The following is a 20,537-nucleotide window of genomic DNA, read 5'->3' as shown; positions in this document are numbered from 1 at the left end:
TTAAGAGGCGCGCGAGCGCTTTTGCGAGCGCCGCAGATCAGCACCGGCTGGGTGCAAAGTGGCCTGGAAGAGCGCCGGCTGACACGCCCTCGCAGACGCCCCCTCGATCGAGGGGGCATCGATGATCGTCGCGCTCCTCAACCAGAAGGGCGGGGTCGGCAAGACGACGCTGGCGCTGCATCTCGCCGGGCAATGGGCCCGGCAAGGACAGCGGATCACGCTGATCGACGCCGATCCGCAGGGCTCAAGCCTCGACTGGTCGCAGCAACGCAGCCGCGAGGGCCTGCCGCGGCTGTTCGGTGTCGTCGGCCTCGCCCGCGACACGCTGCACCGAGAGGCGCCCGAGCTTGCGCGTGACGCCGATCACATCGTCATCGATGGACCGCCCCGCGTCGCAGGGCTGATGCGCTCGGCATTGCTCGCCGCCGATCTGGTGCTGATCCCGGTGCAGCCCTCGCCCTTTGACGGCTGGGCCTCGGCCGAGATGCTGGCGCTGATCCGCGAGGCGCGGATCTACCGTCCGGCGCTGTTGGTCCGGTTCGTCCTGAACCGCTGCGGCGCCCGCACGGTTCTCGCGCGCGAGACCGCGCAGACGCTGGCTGACCATGATCCCCCGGTGCTCACCAGCACCATCGGCCAACGCATCGCCTTTGCGGCGGCCGCGCAATCCGGGTGTCTCGTCTTCGAGCGCGACGATGCCGGGCCAGCCACGCGCGAGATCGCTGCGCTGAGCGCCGAGATCAATGGTCTCGACCTCGGGAGGCCCGCGCGATGAGCGAACGCCCGATCCGCCGCGACTTCGCCTCTCGGCCTGCCGATCCCAAGCATTGGATCAAGGCGGCAGATGTCGCGACAGACCAACACCAAGGCGCTGCGTTTACCGCGCGGCTCACCATCGACGTGACGCCCGAACTGCGCGGCCGGATCAAGGTCGCCGCCTTCCGGCGCGGCGTCACCGTCGCCGAGATGCTGCGCGAGCTCCTCGCGCGTGAATTCCCTCCCCAATCTGGAGATCAGCCATGAGCGCGGCGTTTGCGCCCCATTCGGCAAGCACGGCTTCCGCATCCAGTCCCCCGTCCGATGCCCTGACCCATGTCGAGCTGACCCATATCGAGAAGCGCATCGAGAACTGGATCCGCTTCGGCCATCACGCGCATGAGCAGTTATTGGATCGCCGCCGGCGCATCCTGTCCTTCCCTCCCGGCTGCATCTTCGCCTTTGTCCGATGGGCGTCGAACGACTTCGGCACCGTGGCCTCCCGCCTCGATATCGTGCGCTGCGTGGCGCCGGGCGAAGGCTACCAGACGCTGCCCTTCGTGCGGCCCGGCGGCGAGATCCTGCTGCGGGTCGATGGCTGGCCGAAGGTCGAGAAAATCCTTCAGCACATCGACGCCATCGAGGCGATCGGCATCGATGCGGGGACCGTCGCCCCTGATCACTGGGGCCATGTCGCCCATCGCATCAGCGTCGGCTTCGAGCCGCGCGCCTATACAGCAGAGCGCCATCAGGCGTGGCTGAAGCGGCGGGAGAGCGGACAATGAACCGCGCCGCCTATGTGCTGATCACGACGGTCGCCAGCGTCGGTGTGGCCTATGTCGCCACGGTGCCGACGCCGCTTAAGCTGATCTGGAATGTCTCGGCGAGTGTTCCTGTTGGCCTCTATTCTGTCGAACCGGCAGATCATCTCGAGGTCACCGATCTGGTGGCGGTAATGCCGCCACCACCGCTCGCCGCGTTTCTCATCGCCCGTGGCTATCTCGGCGAAGGAACGCCGCTGTTGAAGCGTGTGATGGGGCTCCCGGGGCAAGAGGTCTGCCGCCTCGGTGAGGCGATTACGATCGATGGCGTGCCGCTGGGCGAAGCGCTGCCGCGCGACCGCACGGGCCGGGACCTGCCAGTCTGGCAGGGCTGCCGGCGTATCGCTCCCGGTCATCTGTTCCTGATGAACCCGGACGTCGGCGACAGTCTCGACGGGCGCTACTTCGGCCAGATCCCGGCTACGACCGTCATCGGGCGGGCGATGCCACTCCTCACGGATGAGGCCGGCGACGGCGACTTCATCTGGCGCGCGGCGGTGCGCTGACATGCGTCGCGCTGCGCTCTTTCTCGCATCCGGACTATTGATCGGCGGCGCCTCGCCTGGCTCTGCCACCGCGCAAACTATGACGCCAACTGCGGCGTATTCCGTCACATCCTACGCCGCCCATATCGACGAGGCTGCGCAGCGCTTCGAGCTTCCGGCCAGCTGGATCCGTGCGGTCCTGCAGGCCGAGAGTGGCGGCGATCCGCGCGCCGTCTCGTCCACCGGTGCCATGGGGCTGATGCAGATCATGCCCGTGACCTGGGATGAGCTTCGCATCCATCACGGTCTCGGCGCCGATCCGCTCGACCCACGCGACAACATCCTCGCCGGCGCCGCTTATCTGCGCCAGCTCCATGACCGCTATGGCAGCATCCGCGCCATGCTCGCGGCCTACAATGCCGGGCCGACGCGCTATGAGGCGTCGCTTGCCGGCAAGCCGCTGCCGCCAGAGACGCGCACTTACATCGCGGCTCTCGCGCCGAACCTCGACAAAGAGTCTGCAGCCGGCGCGACCGAACTGGTGCGGCCAATGGCGCAAAGCTGGCGCGAGGCTCCGCTATTCGCCGCGCCGACCGAGCGTAGCAATCCAGTCGATGCCGGGTTCCTCGCGCCGCGCTCCGACGCGCTCTTCGTTGCACCCTTGCCATCGCGGAAGGCGCCATGACCACGCAGACCGACTTTCGCATTCTGTCGGGCTCTGGCGCTTCAAGGAGGGCTGGGAGGCGCAGGACAGGAACCACGACCGCACGAGGGCAGGATAAAAGAGCGCACATTGCGCGACGGTCGGGATGTTGGTTCTGCCTGCGTTTGCCCGGGGCTTCGGCACCTTGCGGAGCCAAGCCACACATTTCACGCGCCCCGCAAATGGCTGCAAATAAACAGATTTCTACACATTGCGAGGCTTCGCCATGAGCGATGAACGCGAGTTCCGCGTCCGTCCCGGCCGCATCCGCTCGACGCGCGCCCAGCAGGCGCGGCCCTTCATCGCCCAGGCGCTCGCCGCGGCCCGGAAGGCCGGCGGCGGGGTCTCTCGCTCCGGCAAGATCGCTGTCGGCAACCGCTCGCGCTTCGGCAGCGGACAGGTCGCCAGCCTTCAGGCCAGCCGCCGGATCACACCGCGCTCACGCAGCGCCGTGGTGAAAGCCCGCGTCGTCCGGCACACAGCCCGCGCGGGCTCCCTCGGTCAACACCTCACCTATCTCCGCCGCGAGGGGGTGACCCGCGACGGCGAAAAGGCGCGGATGTTTGGTCGCGAGATCGAGAGCGTGGATGTCGACGCCTTCACCGAGCGCTGCCGCGAGGACCGGCACCATTTCCGCTTCATCGTGTCGCCCGACGACGCCCTGGAGATGGAGGACCTGCGGGCCTTCACCCGTGACCTCGCCCGGCAGATGGAAAAGGACCTCGGCACCGGTCTCGACTGGGTCGCCGTCGATCACTGGAACACCGAGCATCCCCATGTGCATCTGATCGTCCGGGGTCGCCGCGACGATGGCCAGGATCTCGTGATCTCCCGCGACTACATCAAGGAGGGCATGCGCGATCGCGCCCGTGACCTGATCACCCAGGAACTCGGCCCGCGGACCGAGCTCGATATCCGCCGGAATTTGGAACGTCAGATCGAGGCAGAGCGCTGGACCGAGCTCGACCGCCAGCTTGTCCGCGAGACCCGGGAGAGCGGCATCATCGACATGGCGCCGGTTCCCGGCCGACAGCTGGATGAACACCATGTGCTCAAGATCGGGCGCCTGAGAAAGCTCGAAGCGCTCGGCCTCGCCAAGGAGATCGGCAATGCCCAATGGGTGATGGAGCCGGAGGCGGAAGCCACTCTGCGCGGGCTCGGTGAGCGCGGCGATATCATCAAGCGCATGCACCGCGCCCTCACCGAGAGCGGGATCGAGCGCGGCACGGCCAGCTATGTCCTCGCCGCCGAGAGCCTCGATGTGCCGGTCATCGGCCGGCTGGTCGCGCGCGGTCTCGATGACGAACTCCACGGCTCGGCCTATGCCATCGTCGATGGCTTGGACGGGCGTTCCCATCACATCCGGCTGCCCGACCTCGACGCCGCCGCTGACGGCGCGGCCGGCGCCATCGTCGAACTGAGGGCCTTCGACGACGCGCACGCCAAGCGGCGTGTCGCGCTCGCCGTGAGGTCTGATCTCGACCTCGCCCATCAGGTGAGCGCTACCGGCGCCACCTGGCTCGACCGGCAGGCCATTGCCCGTGACCCCGTTGCTCTGTCGGATGGCGGCTTCGGCGCGGAGGTGAGCCAGGCGCTCGACCGGCGCGCCGAGCATCTCGTCCGCGAGGGGCTGGCCGAGCGGCAGGGACGGCGCGTCGTCTTCGCCCGCAACCTCATCGACACGCTCCGCCGCCGGGAACTGGACGCCGTAGGCGAAAAGCTCGCCGCCGAGACCGGCCTGGCGTTCAACAAGGCCGGTACCGGCGAGTATGTCGCCGGCACGTATCGCCAGCGCCTTGTGCTCGCCTCCGGCCGCTTCGCCATGCTCGACGACGGGCTTGGCTTCCAGCTCGTGCCCTGGTCGCCCTCTCTGGAGCGCCAGCTCGGCAAGCATGTCTCCGGCGTCGCCCGTGATGATGGTGGCGTCGACTGGAGCTTCCGTCGCAAGCGCGGCCTCGGCCTCTGACCCCAGAAAGGAACCACCATGTCGGCGACGAAAATCCTCTGGGGGCAGATCCTCACCGTCCTGTTGATCGTGCTGGCGGCCATCTGAGGCGCGACACAATATGTGGCTTGGAGCCTCGGCTTTCAGGCGCAGCTGGGCGCGCCGTGGTTCGCGCTTCTCGGGCTGCCGGTCTACTATCCGCCGGCCTTCTTCTGGTGGTGGTACTTTTTCGATGCGTATGCGCCGGAGGTGTTCTTCCGGGGAGCGCTGATCGCCGCTTCCGGCGGCTTCCTCTCTATCGCCTTCGCCATCGCCCTGTCGGTCTGGCGGGCGCGCGAGGCATCCAGGGTCGAGACCTATGGTTCAGCGCGCTGGGCCGAGAAAGAGGAAGTCCGCACCGCCGGGCTGCTCGGTTCCGATGGCGTCATCCTCGGCCGCTATGAACGCGACTATCTACGCCATGACGGGCCAGAGCATGTGCTGTGCTTCGCGCCGACCCGGTCCGGCAAGGGCGTCGGCCTGGTCGTGCCCTCGCTGCTGACCTGGCCCGGCTCGGCTATCGTCCATGACATCAAGGGTGAGAACTGGCAGCTCACCGCCGGTTTTCGTGCGCGTCATGGCAGAGTGCTGCTGTTCGACCCCACCAATGCCAGGTCCGCCGCCTATAACCCGTTGCTCGAGGTGCGTCGCGGTGAATGGGAAGTCCGCGACGTCCAGAACATCGCCGACATTCTCGTCGACCCCGAAGGCTCGCTGGAAAAGCGGAACCACTGGGAGAAGACCAGCCACGCGCTGCTGGTGGGCGCCATCCTCCACGTGCTCTATGCCGAGACGGACAAGACGCTCGCCGGCGTCGCCGCCTTCCTCTCCGATCCGAAACGGCCGATCGAGACCACGCTCGACGCCATGATGAAGACGGCGCACCTCGGCGAGGCGGGCCCGCATCCCGTCATCGCAAGCGCTGCCCGCGAACTGCTGAACAAATCCGACAATGAACGCTCGGGCGTGCTCTCCACCGCCATGTCGTTCCTCGGCCTCTACCGCGATCCGGTCATTGCCGAGGTGACGCGGCGCTGCGACTGGCGCATTGCCGATATCGTCGGCGGCAAGGCTCCGGCGACGCTCTACCTCGTGGTTCCGCCTTCCGACATCAATCGCACCAAGCCGCTGATCCGCCTGCTCCTCAACCAGATCGGCCGGCGCCTCACCGAAGACCTGCAGGCCAAGGGCGGACGCCATCGGCTGCTGCTCATGCTGGACGAGTTTCCCGCGCTCGGCCGCCTCGACTTCTTTGAATCGGCGCTCGCCTTCATGGCTGGCTATGGCCTGAAAGCCTTCCTCATCGCCCAGTCGCTGAACCAGATCGAGAAGGCCTATGGGCCGAACAACTCGATCCTCGACAACTGCCATGTCCGCGTGAGCTTCGCGACCAATGACGAGCGCACCGCGAAGCGCGTCTCCGATGCGCTCGGCACCGCCACCGAGATGAAGGCCATGAAGAACTATGCCGGGCACCGGCTCTCACCCTGGCTGGGTCATCTCATGGTATCGCGCTCGGAAACCGCCCGCCCGTTGCTCACCCCCGGCGAGGTCATGCAGCTACCGCCCACGGACGAGATCGTCATGGTCGCCGGCACCCCGCCGATCCGGGCGAAGAAGGCGCGCTACCATGAGGACGCGCGCTTCCAGGACCGGCTCCTGCCGCCGCCAACGCGCTCTCGCGGTTCGACCATCCAACACGATGACTGGACCGCGCTGTCGTTGCCCAGCCGACAGGAGGGCACGGGCGGGAGCGCCGCAGACGAAGGCCGAGACGATGACCCGACCGGCTCCGAGCACAGGCACCAGCCCGAGCTCAGCCGCGTGAGGGCGGTCGAGAGGATGCAGCCCATCGAGAACGAGTTCGAGTTCGACACGGATCGCGACGACGAGATGGAGGACGTCGCCACCCGGAACCGGCGCATGACCGGCCTGATGCAAGGCGTGGCCCGCCAGGTCAGCCTCAATCCCGACGACGGCATGGAGCTGTGATCGCCATGGCAGGTCGCACGAAGAAAGCGCAGATTTCCGTCTATCTTGAGCCCGACGTCATGGACATGCTGGCGCACTACGCCGACCAGCGCGACCAGTCCATGTCCCTGATCGCCCAGGCCGCGATCGCCTCTTTCCTGTCGCCCGACAGCGCCGAGCGTCAGGAGGCCGCTTTTGCCCGGCGCCTCGGCCAGATCGATCGCCGTCTCGCGCGGCTGGAGCGGGATCTCAGCATATCGACCGAGGCCTTCGCCACCTTCATCCGCTTCTGGCTCGCCACCACCCCCGCGCTGACCGAACCGGCCGCCCAGGCCACGCGGGCCAAGCTCTCCGAGCGCTACGCAGCCTACACCCGCGCGCTCGGCCGGCGCCTCGCCAAGGGGCCACAGCTGCGGCAGGAGATCGCGGAGGATGTTGGAGGACTGGATCAAGACGGGGGCGGCCGGAGTTGACCCTTCTCGGACCTTCGGAAGGTCCGCTTATGGAAGCCTTATACCAAGCCGACGGCAGGGGGAACGAACCTGAGGCGATCCCCGTATTCGGGGCAGCGGGAGTTGGAAACCCGGGAGCACGTGAACCCTAGCCAGCCCCCTTGACTAAACTAAGCGGGACCCTAGCTATAAAACAATGCGTCAACCGCCTTGCGGCGCCATCATTATTTTGGGGGGCAAATCATGTTCGCGGACGTCAAAGGCCCTTCTTTTATCTTCTGGCCTGTGGGCACTGGGGACACGACGACGATCGTCGTGAGCGAGGCCGAAGTCGTCCAGATAGATATCAATGACAAACAGATGGCAGACGAGGAGGGCAACGAGCATATTCCCATCGTCGACGAGCTTGTCGCCAAGCTGCCTAAAAAAGACGGCAAGCCCTACCTCTCATGCTTCATTCTCACCCATCCGGATCTCGACCACTGCCGCGGATTCGCTGATTTGCTGGATCGGGTGACGATCGGCGAAATTTGGCATACGCCCCGAATCTTTCGTGAATACGAGGACGAGTGCGACTTGTCCGACGACGCCATCGCATTCCGGAAGGAAGCGCACCGGCGTGCGAAGCGCTGCATCGAAAGCGGCGGCGACCCGGGTTCCGGCGATCGCGTTCGCATTATCGGCTACAGTGAGCTCTTCCAGCCCGGCGAACGCTATGAAGGCTTTCCCCAGGACGAGTTCTACACCCGTCCCGGCCAGGAGGTCACGATGCTCGACGGAGTCGATGCGAGCAACCGTTTCCATGTCTTCGTCCATGCGCCGTTCAAACACGGCCTCGCGGACGCACGCAACGAGACCAGCCTGGCCATGCGCGTCATCATCGGTTCTCTCGGCAACGTCATGAGGGGGCTGTTCCTTGGCGATCTCTCCTACCCGACCCTCATGCAGGTGTTCGAGGAGACGCATGCCCACTCCAATGAGGACATGCTCCAGTGGAATGTCCTGCTGTCACCTCATCACTGCTCGAAGAAAGCGATGTACGAGGATAACGTGCTGCAAGAGGATGTGATGCAGGAGTTCGCGGACAGCCAGCTCTCGCCGGGCTACATCATCGCGAGCTCGAACGAGTTCCCGCACTCAAACAGTGCGGGGGATAATCCACCCCATCGGAAGGCGCGCAACCGCTACGAGGAGATCGTGAACGACGAGTTCCTCTGCACCGGCGAGGTCAGTACGCCCCAGCAAGTGCAGCCGATCATCTTCAGCGTCACGGCGAACGGCATCGAACTCGACATCAAGAATTACGAGATGTCCGAGACCGCCGAGACGACGCTCGCGGCTGCCTTGGCGAAGGCTCGGGGTAACAACGCCCCTCCGGCAACCAAGGTCGGCTTCGGCACCGAATGAGATCGGAAGGACAGGCCTGGGCGGTCGATCAACTCGAGGAGATCACCACGGCGTCGGCCGGATCGTTCGAGGTTCTCGACATCGAGGAGCCGGGGGAGGAAGGTGCGGCCCTGCGCCTCGCCGTTTCCATCGACTGCAGCCGCTTTCCACGTGTTCACGGTGGCGTGCCACTGAGGGCGCGCGAGCGGCTGCGCATCAGCATTCCATCGCGCTTCCCCTTGTCGAGGCCGGACGCTCACTTCACCCATAAGCGCTATGCCGATTTTGCCCACGTACAGTGGGGCGACTCAATATGCCTTTATCAGGCGCCAGAAGTGGAGTGGGTGCCTGCCCAGGGCATGTTCGGCTTCATAGAGCGCGTCAACGAGTGGCTCCGAGCCGGTGCCGCCAACGAACTCGATCCGATCGGGATGCCTCTTCATCCACCCGTCGCCTACGCGACGAGCAACTACTCAATCGTGCCGTGCGTGGACGCCCCAAAACCCGAGCATCCCTTCTGGGGCGGCTTCGTCGAGGTCACGCGCGACGGCAAGGTCGCCGCGGAGCTGGGGCACTGGTTCGCCTATGGCGAGGAACGTTCGGAAAGGCGGTTAGCGAGCGCCATCCTGCTGCCGGCAACGATGCCGCACGAATATCCCGCCACGATGTTCGACCTCATCAAGACGCTGGTGGCACGTGACGTCCCCCTGCATCTGATCCATACTATCGTCAATCTCGGGGCTTTGAGCACCCCTGCCGGAAAGCCGTCCATCTTCGTCCTTGGTGCCGCCATGCGCGGCATCGCAGGCGGCGAGACTCGACAGCACCTCGCGAGTTGGTTGATCGACGCCGATCAGAGCCAGAAGCTTCGCGATGCCGTCATGGCCGCGACGCTGGATGACCCCAAGGACATCGAAGCGTTTTACGCCTGGGCCGCCGATGCCAAGGTGGAATGGTGTCGGGTGCTAGAGGATCGCCCCCAGATCGTCGTGCGTCGCGATGCGGAGTCCCCGTCGACGTTCTGGAAGGGCAAACAGGTCGCCCTGCTGGGCTGCGGCGCAATCGGTAGTACGGTAGCGCCGATGCTCGCACGGGCCGGTGCTGCCCGCTTGGAACTCTACGACTACAACGTCGTGACGCCGGGCATCCTCGTCAGGCAAGACTTCGACCGCAACCTAGTCGGATACACAAAGAGCATCGCGCTGCGCGTTCGGCTGATCGGTGCTCGCCCGGATATCGATGTCACCGCGCATCACCGCAATATCCTAAACGTCTTGAATAACCCGGAAGAGTTGGAACGCCTGATGGGCGTGGACGTGATCATCGACGCCACCGCGTCCCGGTCGATCTCGACCGCCCTCGAACTGCACTTTCGCAAAGCAGCCAAGAAACATCCACCCATTGTTTCGATGGCGATCGGTCACAACGGCGATTTCGGATTGATGACGCTCGTGAAAGAGCAGCATGCCGGTATGTCTGTCGATGCCGACAGGCGCGTTAAGTTGGCGCTTGCCAACACAGCGATGGGAAAGGCGTACCTCAAGGAGTACTGGCCGACCGACGCCGCACGACGGAAACAGTTCCAGCCAGAGCCCGGTTGTTCAAGCCCGACTTTCAGGGGCTCTTTCGCCGACGTGCTAAACCTCACATCCAGAATGACTAACGTTGCCGCCTCGTGGCTCACGGTAGATGCCCCGGCACCGAGGGCCTTCGCGATGGATTTGTCCGGCGACGGTTTGGCGACCGGGCCGGCGCGTGAGATCGGATTCGAGTGGCGCCCCCATCACGTGATCTTGGATGGCCAGCACGGCTACCAAATTCGAATGAGCGAGGAGGCTCGAGCGGCCGTGCTCGCGTGGATCAGGCGTTCGGAACGCGTTCGCGGCAAGACGGTCGAGACTGGTGGGGTGCTCTTCGGCGAAGTCGACGAGTTGCTCAAGGTTATTTGGGTCGACGAGGTGAGCGGTCCGCCACCCGATAGCCTTGCCTCGCCCGAAGGCTTCCTGTGCGGCACTGCGGGGGTCGCCGATATGAACGCCGAGAAGATCAAGCGTTCGAGCGGATCGGTTTCATTCGTCGGCATGTGGCACACCCATCCGCAGGCTCTACCTATACCCAGCAAGACAGATCTCGGAGCGATGAAAGAGTTGCTCGGACAGGGCACGGGCTTCCTCGGGCGCCGCTTCCTTATGTTGATCGTGGGAGGCACCTCGAAGGCGCCATTTGTCTCCGCGACCGTGTTCCAGAGATCCGACTATGGCGGATAAGCATGCACCTTTCATCGCTCTTGCCCTGTCCGGGGGTGGGGCCCGGGCTATGGCGTTCCACCTTGGTTGCCTAAGGGCTCTCCGCGATCGCGGTATCTTGGAGAAGGTGACGGTCATGTCCGCCGTCTCGGGCGGCAGCGTTATCGGAGCGGCTTGGGCCTATGGCGAGTCGACGTTCGAAGCCTTTGAGGCGCAAGTCGTCTCGGTCTTGCGGCGCGGCCTGCAGTGGGAGATCGCTCGCGAAGTCTTCTGCAGCTGGCAGGGGATCAGGATAGTTGCGACGCTTCTGTTCACCGGTGTGGTGTCGTTCATCATCGCCGTGGCTCTGTTTGTCTTGGATCGAGGCCGCCGGTGGCTGGGTCTGCCAACAGGTCGTCTCGAAGCCGCTCTGGTCGCCTTTTCGCGGCTCCTTCCGATCTGGGGCAGCCTGACCACCGCATTCGAGGCCGCACTCGCTCGCACACTATTCGGCAAGCGCCGCATGGACGAGGTTGTCCAGCCGGGCCTAGCGACGATTGTTAATGCGTGCGATCTTCGCACTGGAACTGCATTCCGGTTCGGGTCCGAACGGTCTGGCGGCTGGCGATACGGCGACATTGTGGACGGCGTTCCGACCGTCGCCAAGGCCGTCGCGGCATCAGCCGCCTTCCCGATCCTGCTGCCGCCCTTGATCGAAAAGTTCGAGTTCCAACAGAAGGGAGCCCGCCACACCAGCACCGTGTCGCTGACCGACGGCGGTGTCTTCGACAACCTTGGGGTTGCCGTGCTCGAGCCAGGCAGACCCCATGACTATGCATTCCATCACCCGGTGACCCACATAATCAGCCTCAATGCGGGCGGCGGCCAGTTCGAGGGGGAGGAGCGCCACTATTGGTGGCCAGGTCGCGTCGCTCGTTCGTTCGGCGCCGTGCACCGGAAGGCGCAAGACTCGGTCTATCAGCGCCTTCATAAGTACGTAGAGACTGGCGAGCTCGAGGGCTTCGGCATGGTCTATCTTGGTCAGCAGGACGACCGCTTACCCTGGGTTCCGCCGGACCTCGTGCGCCGGGAGCAGGTGAAGGACTACCCCACGGACTTCGCACCGATGTCCTCGAAGGACTTGACGCTGCTTGCCTCAAGAGGCGAGCAGCTCACGCACCTCATCGTCGATCGGTATCTAGCCGACATCGCGGCCTAGATTGAATCCTACAGGCAACGTCACCGGGTGTCATTGCAGTCGCAACAAGTCCCTAACAGCCACCAGGTCGTGCTCGCCGTCCTTCCGATCGGGCAAAAACCGATGAGCGCAAAGCCGAACATCCGCTATCCGGCCATGAGCTAACGTCTTTTCTTAGCGCTGAAGCCGGAGTTTGGCCGATTTGTGTACATAATGACAATAATATATGATAGTTATGCTCAGATAGTCGTCAGATCCATTATTCAACTTCGCCAGGACAGTGCAATGGCAAAGGTGGGTGGCAAACAATGCTGCGGGATGGCGACCTAAAGTTGTTTCAACAGCACTACGCGATCGCGGCAGCAGGGGGCGTTGCCGCCGCTGAGCCACCAATCGTGCTTGCAGTCGAAAAAGGGATGTTCGCCCAGGAGGTCTGGCGTCTGTCCCGTTCGTTGCAGATCGCGGCCGTCCTTGGAGATGCGGAACTGAAGGAAGCGATGGCGGCTGACCTGATTATGCGAAAGCTCGGTCTGGTCCGGGCGGTCTCACTCGATGATGCCGGCGCATGGCAGCAGGCGATCGCCTGGTCGCTGGAACAGCCTGAGCTCCCTCAACCGATAGAGGACTACAACCGATGGCAAGATCGGCAGCAGCAGGTCGGGGAGGCCTGCCGTAGGCTTCGGGCGCGCGGCTACAAGATCAAAATTGGTGCCTACGGGCCGCAGATAGAGGCCGCATCGATCAAAGGCATTTGCGAAAGGATCGATGGTCTCATCGCCCATCTCGGTGGTGTGGAAGTGATGATGCAGGTTTGCCGGGTCACACGGGAACAAAACCTGATCCACGACGGGATGTGGTTATTCGGGGACCGCGTGCCCGGAATTTGGGATTTCAAACGCCCCGCGACACCGGGTGCCTGGCTATTTTCGCTCGGTTTGCGCCATACGAGTAGCGGTGGAAAGGCGTCGAAACCGGAAGTCGCTTGGCGGACGATCGTTGAACTTGCGACCGATTTCGCGGCCGCGAACGATTGCCAGCGCTATAGCCAGTATGAAGAAATTGATATCCACCCTTCAGCCTTCTGGCGCGTGCTTAGGGACTCGCTTCTGTGGCGCGAAATTTTTGGCCTCGCTCAAGTTCCCCGCCAGGTTCTGCCGATGCTCTCTGAGGTGCTCGGTGAACTCGTCGCCCCCGACGAGCAAGCGCTACTGGGGTTTGACCTTTCCGAGATATTCGATGAACTTGATCGCCTCTTGAAGAGCTGTGCCGACGACAACGTGATGATTCATCCGCGCGAAGCGATCAGAGCGAGTTTCCCGACCCTCTTTTCGTTGGCAAGTGCGAAAGCAGGTGAGGTCAATCGACATTATGCAAATCCGATGGTGGGTGGTGCGCGGAATCAGGAGAGCTTTATTTTCTTTCCCTACAAGACGGACAGCGTCGTCACGCTGCCCTCATCTCTTCTGAGAGCGGCGGCATGCGAGCTCATTTTCAAGAGGTTGTGGGAAAAACTGCCAAAGAAGCGGGCGGAACAGATTGTCGGAAAGACTTTCGAGCGAGCGATCAAGAAAGCCTGCTCCGGAAAGACCGCCCACCTGCTTTCCGAGGACAAGTATCAGATCGGTAGCGACACCTATGAAATTGACGTGGCGACCCGCGACGGTGACAACATCGTGCTGTTTGAGACCAAGGCGAAATCCTTGACGGCCAAAGCACGCTCAGGCGATATGACGGCGTTCTATGCCGACTACCGGGATAGCTATCTCGCCATTGTCGAGCAGCTCGCACGTCACGAACGCTTTCTGCGAGATGGCACCACACCACTCACGGCACCGGGCGAAGTCTGCAATAATTTCCGGCCAATCAAGGTTGCTGTGTCACCACTGTCATATGGCCCGGTAAGCGACAAGGTTCTGGCCAACGGGCTGCTGCGATCGCTTGCCGGCGTGCAATTGACCGCGGCCAACGATGATAAAGACACAATTAAAATGATCAAAGCACTCAACAATGCAATTGAAGCTATATTTTCCCATCTTTCCGTACTCGCGCCGAAAAATGGGGAGGGCCAAATGAACCTATTTGCGTATCTGATTGACATATTTTGGCTCGACCTTGGTCAGGTTCTTTACGTTCTCGATCGCTCATTCGCTGTCTGGAATGCCTTTGAGCCGCTGCAATTCATTACGTTCAGCACCCGCGATTTTTGGAGTGAAATCGCCTTCGCCGACCTCCAGGGCGTGACAAAGGATCGCTGGAGGCCGATCTGAATCGTCGCCCGAGGCCGATAATCGCTCCGACCTGAACGATGTTGAGCCTTGGCTAAATCAAGCTTTCCCGAGGTCAGCGGCGAGAAACAATTCAATCAGTCGGCGCTGATGACGGCATACCGAATAATCAATGAGCATATACGTCAATATTTTTTTGAGCTTCGCTTTGTTTATGGACCTGTCGTCAACCATCTAATTGGAATTAGATATGCTCATTCGAGCGACATCAAGAATATAATAGTTATTCTACGCTTAAAACATGTGCAATAGATCAATTTCTGTGCGCTCATGTCTTTGAGGGCGAGTTCCAGCCTTGAAGGTCCATTTTTCGTCTGCATGCCAATGTCTGAATTTGGCGCGCTTGTCCCTCCAGCGGAGGGGACGCTGGCGCTTCCATACCTGTGCGGCATCCTCTAGCCTGCCGTTTGGGACAGGGGGAATGCAATGGCAATCACACGAGAAGAGCTACTCGTTGCTTGGGGCGAGCCCTACACCAACCGTGTTGTCGAACGGCTTCATCGATTCTCGTTCATACCCAATGAACTACTGGAGAAGCTAGCAGAAATCGCATTACCGGAGAACTGGGGAAATCATCTCCACGTCCTTAAGAAATACCTTGCTGTTCAGATCGCATGGAGCATTGAGCAGGAACAGTTCACGCAGCGCGAGAGCCAGTTCTATGTGACTGCCGGACACCTACAGACACGATATGGCACTCCAATCTACCTGGCATTCGCCCGCAATCGTAATCAAAATCGAGAGCCATTCTATCTTGTGGCGGTGGAATCTAACATGTCAGCGCCGACTTTGCCGGTCCCACCCGAAATACCTTCGCCGACCGACATCCCGGTGGGTGTGGAGATTGTCATGATGCACGACCACATCCTCGATGATAACGCTGATCGGGTGCCCTTCCTCCAGAATACTCCGCGCGTCGCTCAAATGTGCGCCATCTCAGGCGCGATACAGTGGTCGCTCAATCGTCGACTGCATCTTCCATACTGGTATTTTGGGCGTATGAGCTACGTGGTGCCGCTCTATCTAAGTAGCCGCGAAGATATCACCCTGGCGCCTGACTTAATCGCGCCGATTCAGGTCAACCCACAGAGCCTATTGGTTCGCACTGTGCTTAAACCCGTGATGCCGTTTGGCAATGCCCGCGTAGCTGTCCAGCGGCACGATCAGCTGCCGCATTGGATGCTGCAGGCGTGGAGGGAACATGCGGCGACAGCAAGCGAGGCCGAAATCGAGAACCCTGAAGAGGCTTCTGCCGCCGCCGCAGCGTCGCCGTCGGCCTCTGAGCCAGCGCCAGCTACACCTGTCACTCGACCGTCGGCTCCTGCTCGACGCTGAGTCCCGACCGCCTGTCTTCTTTCAACAAACGATCCTTTGATGCCCGGAGCTGAGTGAGGCACCTTCGGTAGCTCCTCGGCCAACTGGGAATGTCCGCTGCCGGGCATCACATAAGGAGCGAAGCTGGGCGTCAGCTATCGGGCAACTCTCCAGTGTCCGCAGTTGGCGCTGGGGGGCCGCCTCAGGATGACGCGCGGCGCATCGAGGCCAACGTTGTGAACGATCTGGCATTCCGCGAGCCACGGGGAGATGGTCGAGCACATAGCTGGGCGCCGCATCAATTCCGCGTTTGCCTACTTGGCTGAACGAACCCATCGGCAACTACGAGGGGATCACCTTAGATATGCTATTATTTATATTATTAAGACCGATGAGATTCGTCGCTTCGTCAGGAGCCGCACCTGATCTAAGAGAATAGATGTCATGGCCCGGTGAGCCAGTCTCGGAGGGGCGTGGCTGTATTTGCCTTATGGTCCCACACCATCCAAAGTGAATCGGGCCGATCCTTCATCTCACCCCAGACGATGCGGGGATACAGACCTAGATATTCCCAGGAGGCCCATGTCATGTCATTCGGGTCGTCCGCTGACGGGAAAAGGGCAATCTTCGGAATACCTTTGTACCCATCCGCGACACCGAGTTCCCAGGGCACCCATCGACTCTCTTTGCTGTTCTTGCTTGCCAGCAAAACGAATCGCTTAGTCTGACGAATGCGGGTCTTGAGCAGCGATGCCGTCTCCTCTGTGGTGTAAGGCGGCATCTCTGGGTCCACCTTATCAGTGTAGACCTTCGCACCATGGTTCTCGAGCACGATCGTGGCCCCCACCACGAGGTCATCGTCCTTGCTCGAGTGTGACAGGAACGTCGCACCCTCCAGAGGCCGCTGTGATGCGGTTTTGCGGATCGTCTGCTGCTCGTCCAGGGTCTTTCGCGCGGCGAACGAGCGTAGCTCTGTCTGTGTAACGAAAACCGGCATCGTTCCCCGCCTTTTCCTATGCCGCTTTTGCAATGCGTTTCAGGATCGCCTGTACCAGTGCAAGGATCGCTTTTTCATCCCGGGCGGCGCACAGCTCATTCAGCTCTTCGTCGGTAGGCCGTTGCGCGGCTGGGCCACTTGCCGACAGGGAGGAGCCGAGAAGCCTGTTGGAAATTTCCTTCGCAGCGCCGCCCGTTGATCCCAAAGGCAAAAGAAACGCGCCGGCCTTACACGCCAGTTCATACTCTTCCAGCACCCCGTCTGCGGGAATGACATCGCCTACAACCAGCTTCGCCCCTCCGAGAAAGATGACGACACCGGAGAGCCGAGCCAACTCGGTGCGCAGTGCCGTCCATTGCTTCGTATCCGGTAGCCCGCCAGCCAAGGGTTGGGGGAAGGCCCGCACGATGAGACGGCGATCCACGTCCCATCCGCCTCCATCCCGCAGAGCGTCGATAAATCCGGCCATCGAGGCCGGACCAACGAGTACACCGGAACCGGTGACCAGATCGCGCCCGCTTGTTGCGATGACCCGGCCGAGCCCTTCAGCCAGACTATAGAGCGTAGAGGATCCGGCGCCTGGCGCATCAAGCGGCCAGCTGCCGCTGACCCAGACACGCATGGCCGCTACCCGTCGCTCCACGTCGCGCAGCAAGGCGGGCACCTCGTCATAGTCGTCGATCTCGACGGCCACGAGTCCATAGCGGCCAAGGTCCTTTGCCCAGAGCCGGTGTTGTGCGGCGCGGGCTTCGAACTCCTCTTCGGACCCGAAATGATCCCGTTTTGGCGGACGAACGATCGCGAAATGCTCTGGCGGCGCATCGGTAAAACTTTCCCGGATAAGGGAGAGCACGTGGCGGATGTTTGGGTCGGTGAGGCTGAGCCCGACGAACAACATTGACATGCTGCTCAGATGGGCCTGCAGCAAGATGGTAAATGCACCTCGGCGTGTACGGTAGAGTTCGTAGTCGTCGGTCGAGATGACGATGTCATCGAGACGGTCGACCGAACCGTGCATCTTGTAAAGTCGCGCTGCCCCGGGTGTTGTTTTGAGGCTCAAATCCTTCGCAACCGATATGACGTCGATCGGGCGCCCGATCGCTCCGAACGCGCGCTCAGTGAGACGATCATAGTTGGTCGTCCAAAGATGCCGCATTGGGAGGCGGGCAAGGATCTCCACTGTTTCCGGCACTGTCCGATCCTTGCCGATCTCCCTCTTGATGACATTGCGAACCCCGGTCGCACCACCGCTTTCGCGAATGTGCCATTGCGCGAGTGCAGCGAGGTCGTGAATGTCCTTGGATCTGATGCCGAGTTCGTCGCCGATATCGACCAGCAAGTCCGACCAAGACGGATAGCCGGCGGCCATCGATACCCCGGCGCCAATGAACACGCTGGCATTACCCTCATGAAGGGCAGCTGGGAACTCCTTCAGGAAGCGGGTCTTGCCGGCGATAGGCATGGCTACTTCCCTGCAGAACGCGCCGCCGTTTCGATCCAGCTCGCCATGTTGGTGTAGCCGTCATCGCGGATCCAGTCATACTGCTGGTATAGCGAGCTGAGCGGCACCTTGCGTCCGCCCCGATCGATCTCGAAGTAGGAGAGTGGATTCCGGCCCTGGATGTCGGCACCTTTCTGAGGATGCCGGACATTGTGGATGTCGATCGCGAGCATTCCTTTGCCCAACTGATAACTTCGCTTGACCTCGTGCCTCACCCATTCGCGGTCATAGGTCTCAGCACCGAACAGCACGACCGTGACGGACGTGCCCTTCATCTGGTCTTCGATCCATTGCTCGATACCGCCCGCGCGGCGCTTCGCCTCTTCAAATTCCGCCTTGTCGTAAAATGGAGGCGCCTCGCCTTTGGCACGAATGAGCCAGGAATTTCGCACCTGGACTACGCGATGAACGTCGCGATCATAATGGAAGCTAAAAAAGACTTTTCGCACCATCGGTTGATAGCCCCATATCTCTTTTTACAAGACTGTCACGGATACTTTCAACGAAAAAAGATCCCACAAGAATCAGGCTCGGTACAGGTGTTGGGATAAACGCTCTGACTTCTGCACAGATTTGCGAGGCGGCATCGTGATCCTCAACGAAATGGTGGGCGCCGGATGGTCAATCTAACACACCCAGATACCTCTTTTATATTCCTAAGCCCCAAGGGAACGATAGCTCTCTGCAAGTTAGCGTTTTTTTGCCAGTTCCCGCGCTTCTTTAAAGACTTGGCTTGAGACGCAAAGCCGAACGACCGCTGTTAGGCAGTGAGCCAATGTCTTTTCCTGGCGCGTCGCGGTACATCGCTAGTAACCCTATTGGGCTAGGATGCTCTCCACATAATCCGCAAACGCGCGCGCCTTGGCGCTTGCGAAGCGCCCTGTCGGGAACACGGCCCACAGATCGACGGGGGGAAGCTCCCAGTCTTCCAGCACGCGCCACACCGCGCCGCTCTCAAGCTCGGGGGCGAACATCCAGTCGGAATTGACCGTCAACCCGATGTCGGCGAGCACGGCGGCGCGGATGCCCTCCGCCGCGCTCAAGCGCACGCGTCCGCGGACCGCGACGGACGCCTCCGTGCCGTTCCGGCGAAAGGTCCAGCTGGCGCCGAGCTGGCTGTAGACGATCGCCTCGTGCATCGCGAGATCGGCCGGCGCCAGGGGCATGCCGGCGCGCGCGAGATAGTCGGGCGTGGCGAGCACCGAGCGCCGCCCACGGGCGATCCGCCGGGCGATGGCGGCGGAATCGGCCAGCTCGCCCATCCGAAGGGCCAGATCTACGCCCTCCGAGACCAGATCAATGACGCGGTCATCGAGCAGCACATCGATTTCGATGTCGGGATGGCGGGCGAGGAATTGCGGCAGGCGCGGAACGATGAGCAGGCGCGCGAAGGTTGTCGCTGCCGAAACGCGCAGGCGTCCCGACAGGCCCGCGCCGGCGCCCCGCGCCTCCAGTTCGGCTTCCTCCGCCTCCCGGATCGCCGATCGCGCCCGTTCATAGAAGCGAACGCCCGCATCGGTCGGCGCGAGGCTGTGCGTCGAGCGCACGAGCAGGCGCACCTGAAGGCGCTCCTCAAGCTGGGCGATCGTCTTGGAGATGGCGGGCTGCCCGACGCCGATCCGCCGCGCCGCAGCAGAGAACGATCCCGCCTCCACCACCGTCACGAAGGCCTGCATGGCTTGAAAGCGATAATGCTCATTCCTCCTGAGAATGAGCATTATCGCTTCAACCTGCCTACGGCAACATTCTGGGAATGATCATAACAAGCTCACGAACACGTCGAGACGCGGTTCGCGGAGCTGAACATGATTGAAGTCTACGCATTCGCCACGCCCAACAGCGTCAAGGTCCCGATCGCGCTGGAGGAAATGGGCCTCGCCTATGAGTTGAGGCCGGTGAACGTCCGCACAGGTGAACAGAAGGCCGCCGGCTTCCTGGCGTTGAACGCCAATGCCAAGGTGCCGGTGCTGGTCGAACGCGACGGCGATGCCGCATTCGTGCTCACCGAGAGCGCGGCGATCCTGGTCCATCTCGCGGAAAGGACCGGCATGCTGTTGCCCGCCGGCGGAAGCGAGCGGGCGCGCGTCTTCGAACAGCTATTCTTCCACGCCTCGGGCCTCAGCCCAGCCTTCGGCAATGCCGGCTTCTTCAAGCGGTCGTCGCCCGAACGTCAGCCGATCGCCGAAGCCCGTTTCTCCGCCGAGGCGGAACGCATTCTCGATCTCCTCGAAGCAAAACTGGCGACCCAGGGCTTTGCCGCCGGCGACGACTTCACCATCGCCGACATCGCCCATTTCGGCTGGCTGTGGCGGCGCGCCTTTCCCGGCGTGACACTGGACGCCCGCCCCAACCTCTCCCGCTGGTACGACCAGATTGCCGCACGGCCCGCCGTGCAACGCGCCATCGCCCGCGTCGAGGCCCTCGTCCCGGCTGCCTGACCTTCCCCCCATCCATTCAAC

The 20,537-nt window shown here is 62.2% G+C and carries 17 protein-coding genes and 1 pseudogene; 14 read left to right on the top strand and 4 right to left on the bottom strand.

Annotation, left to right across the window (positions count from 1 at the left end):
* Positions 1–121 precede the first annotated feature (121 nt).
* From parA to V5F48_RS22265, 13 genes and pseudogenes are all read left to right on the top strand, one after another.
* Complete coding sequence (parA, locus tag V5F48_RS22325) at positions 122–775, top strand: ParA family partition ATPase (RefSeq protein WP_394260375.1); 654 nt, start codon at positions 122–124, stop codon at positions 773–775.
* Positions 772–1,023: a ribbon-helix-helix protein gene (locus V5F48_RS22320; protein ID WP_394260374.1), complete on the top strand. Its 252-nt coding sequence runs from the start codon at positions 772–774 to the stop codon at positions 1,021–1,023. Before parA ends, V5F48_RS22320 begins: the two co-directional genes overlap by 4 nt.
* Entirely contained in the window at positions 1,020–1,541 is a 522-nt protein-coding gene (locus V5F48_RS22315) for a DUF2840 domain-containing protein (RefSeq protein WP_394260373.1), read from the top strand. The genes V5F48_RS22320 and V5F48_RS22315 overlap by 4 nt, the downstream gene beginning before the upstream one ends.
* Positions 1,538–2,083, top strand: coding sequence for a S26 family signal peptidase (locus tag V5F48_RS22310; RefSeq protein ID WP_394260372.1), 546 nt, complete (start codon positions 1,538–1,540; stop codon positions 2,081–2,083). Before V5F48_RS22315 ends, V5F48_RS22310 begins: the two co-directional genes overlap by 4 nt.
* 1 nt (position 2,084) lies before the next feature.
* Entirely contained in the window at positions 2,085–2,747 is a 663-nt protein-coding gene (locus tag V5F48_RS22305; RefSeq protein WP_394260371.1) for a lytic transglycosylase domain-containing protein, read from the top strand.
* Between the two features lie 244 nt (positions 2,748–2,991).
* Positions 2,992–4,731 (top strand): relaxase/mobilization nuclease domain-containing protein, encoded by a 1,740-nt coding sequence (locus V5F48_RS22300; protein ID WP_394260370.1) that lies wholly within the window; start codon positions 2,992–2,994, stop codon positions 4,729–4,731.
* Between the two features lie 18 nt (positions 4,732–4,749).
* A pseudogene (locus tag V5F48_RS22295) lies at positions 4,750–6,741 on the top strand (conjugal transfer protein TraG).
* A gap of 5 nt (positions 6,742–6,746) precedes the next feature.
* Positions 6,747–7,193 carry a CopG family transcriptional regulator gene (locus V5F48_RS22290; RefSeq protein ID WP_394260369.1) on the top strand — a complete coding sequence of 149 codons (447 nt, stop codon included), beginning with the start codon at positions 6,747–6,749 and terminating at the stop codon, positions 7,191–7,193.
* 222 nt (positions 7,194–7,415) lie between these two features.
* Positions 7,416–8,579 carry a ComEC/Rec2 family competence protein gene (locus V5F48_RS22285; protein WP_394260368.1) on the top strand — a complete coding sequence of 388 codons (1,164 nt, stop codon included), beginning with the start codon at positions 7,416–7,418 and terminating at the stop codon, positions 8,577–8,579.
* The gene (locus V5F48_RS22280; protein WP_394260367.1) at positions 8,576–10,825 is read left to right on the top strand and encodes a ThiF family adenylyltransferase; all 2,250 of its coding nucleotides are present in this window, start codon (positions 8,576–8,578) and stop codon (positions 10,823–10,825) included. Before V5F48_RS22285 ends, V5F48_RS22280 begins: the two co-directional genes overlap by 4 nt.
* Positions 10,815–12,002 carry a patatin-like phospholipase family protein gene (locus V5F48_RS22275; RefSeq protein ID WP_394260366.1) on the top strand — a complete coding sequence of 396 codons (1,188 nt, stop codon included), beginning with the start codon at positions 10,815–10,817 and terminating at the stop codon, positions 12,000–12,002. The genes V5F48_RS22280 and V5F48_RS22275 overlap by 11 nt, the downstream gene beginning before the upstream one ends.
* Positions 12,003–12,289: 287 nt before the next feature.
* Positions 12,290–14,248 carry a hypothetical protein gene (locus tag V5F48_RS22270; RefSeq protein WP_394260365.1) on the top strand — a complete coding sequence of 653 codons (1,959 nt, stop codon included), beginning with the start codon at positions 12,290–12,292 and terminating at the stop codon, positions 14,246–14,248.
* A 444-nt stretch (positions 14,249–14,692) separates the two neighbouring features.
* On the top strand, positions 14,693–15,601 hold the full coding sequence (locus V5F48_RS22265; RefSeq protein ID WP_394260364.1) for a DUF3825 domain-containing protein: 909 nt from the start codon (positions 14,693–14,695) through the stop codon (positions 15,599–15,601).
* 421 nt (positions 15,602–16,022) lie between these two features.
* Here the strand turns inward: V5F48_RS22265 and V5F48_RS22260 are convergent, their stop codons facing one another.
* The 4 genes from V5F48_RS22260 to V5F48_RS22245 form a co-directional block, all read right to left on the bottom strand.
* Positions 16,023–16,577: a toll/interleukin-1 receptor domain-containing protein gene (locus V5F48_RS22260; protein WP_394260363.1), complete on the bottom strand. Its 555-nt coding sequence runs from the start codon at positions 16,575–16,577 to the stop codon at positions 16,023–16,025.
* A gap of 16 nt (positions 16,578–16,593) precedes the next feature.
* On the bottom strand, positions 16,594–18,039 hold the full coding sequence (locus V5F48_RS22255; RefSeq protein ID WP_394260362.1) for an SIR2 family protein: 1,446 nt from the start codon (positions 18,037–18,039) through the stop codon (positions 16,594–16,596).
* A gap of 2 nt (positions 18,040–18,041) precedes the next feature.
* Positions 18,042–18,530, bottom strand: coding sequence for a TIR domain-containing protein (locus V5F48_RS22250; RefSeq protein ID WP_394260361.1), 489 nt, complete (start codon positions 18,528–18,530; stop codon positions 18,042–18,044).
* Between the two features lie 363 nt (positions 18,531–18,893).
* A complete protein-coding gene (locus tag V5F48_RS22245; protein WP_394260360.1) occupies positions 18,894–19,796 on the bottom strand; it encodes a LysR family transcriptional regulator in 903 nt (300 codons plus the stop codon).
* 87 nt (positions 19,797–19,883) lie between these two features.
* Between V5F48_RS22245 and V5F48_RS22240 the strand changes: the two genes are divergently transcribed.
* Positions 19,884–20,516 carry a glutathione S-transferase family protein gene (locus tag V5F48_RS22240; RefSeq protein WP_394260359.1) on the top strand — a complete coding sequence of 211 codons (633 nt, stop codon included), beginning with the start codon at positions 19,884–19,886 and terminating at the stop codon, positions 20,514–20,516.
* Positions 20,517–20,537 lie beyond the last annotated feature (21 nt).

The sequence above is a fragment of the Xanthobacter autotrophicus ATCC 700552 genome, assembly GCF_043194565.1.
GTDB classification, from domain to species: Bacteria; Pseudomonadota; Alphaproteobacteria; order Rhizobiales; family Xanthobacteraceae; genus Xanthobacter; species Xanthobacter autotrophicus_F.
Note: the sequence above shows the minus strand (reverse complement) of the source record. Positions and strands in the feature narration are given on the sequence as shown.

Bases quoted from the DNA above. Each gene is read 5' to 3' on its own strand.
- V5F48_RS22250 (WP_394260361.1), bottom strand. From the start codon at position 18,530: ATGGTGCGAAAAGTCTTTTTTAGCTTCCATTATGATCGCGACGTTCAT.
- parA (WP_394260375.1), top strand. From the start codon at position 122: ATGATCGTCGCGCTCCTCAACCAGAAGGGCGGGGTCGGCAAGACGACG.
- V5F48_RS22280 (WP_394260367.1), top strand. From the start codon at position 8,576: ATGAGATCGGAAGGACAGGCCTGGGCGGTCGATCAACTCGAGGAGATC.
- V5F48_RS22255 (WP_394260362.1), bottom strand. From the start codon at position 18,039: ATGCCTATCGCCGGCAAGACCCGCTTCCTGAAGGAGTTCCCAGCTGCC.
- V5F48_RS22275 (WP_394260366.1), top strand. From the start codon at position 10,815: ATGGCGGATAAGCATGCACCTTTCATCGCTCTTGCCCTGTCCGGGGGT.
- V5F48_RS22240 (WP_394260359.1), top strand. From the start codon at position 19,884: ATGATTGAAGTCTACGCATTCGCCACGCCCAACAGCGTCAAGGTCCCG.
- V5F48_RS22305 (WP_394260371.1), top strand. From the start codon at position 2,085: ATGCGTCGCGCTGCGCTCTTTCTCGCATCCGGACTATTGATCGGCGGC.
- V5F48_RS22320 (WP_394260374.1), top strand. From the start codon at position 772: ATGAGCGAACGCCCGATCCGCCGCGACTTCGCCTCTCGGCCTGCCGAT.
- V5F48_RS22315 (WP_394260373.1), top strand. From the start codon at position 1,020: ATGAGCGCGGCGTTTGCGCCCCATTCGGCAAGCACGGCTTCCGCATCC.
- V5F48_RS22260 (WP_394260363.1), bottom strand. From the start codon at position 16,577: ATGCCGGTTTTCGTTACACAGACAGAGCTACGCTCGTTCGCCGCGCGA.
- V5F48_RS22245 (WP_394260360.1), bottom strand. From the start codon at position 19,796: ATGCTCATTCTCAGGAGGAATGAGCATTATCGCTTTCAAGCCATGCAG.
- V5F48_RS22290 (WP_394260369.1), top strand. From the start codon at position 6,747: ATGGCAGGTCGCACGAAGAAAGCGCAGATTTCCGTCTATCTTGAGCCC.
- V5F48_RS22270 (WP_394260365.1), top strand. From the start codon at position 12,290: ATGCTGCGGGATGGCGACCTAAAGTTGTTTCAACAGCACTACGCGATC.
- V5F48_RS22300 (WP_394260370.1), top strand. From the start codon at position 2,992: ATGAGCGATGAACGCGAGTTCCGCGTCCGTCCCGGCCGCATCCGCTCG.
- V5F48_RS22265 (WP_394260364.1), top strand. From the start codon at position 14,693: ATGGCAATCACACGAGAAGAGCTACTCGTTGCTTGGGGCGAGCCCTAC.
- V5F48_RS22285 (WP_394260368.1), top strand. From the start codon at position 7,416: ATGTTCGCGGACGTCAAAGGCCCTTCTTTTATCTTCTGGCCTGTGGGC.
- V5F48_RS22310 (WP_394260372.1), top strand. From the start codon at position 1,538: ATGAACCGCGCCGCCTATGTGCTGATCACGACGGTCGCCAGCGTCGGT.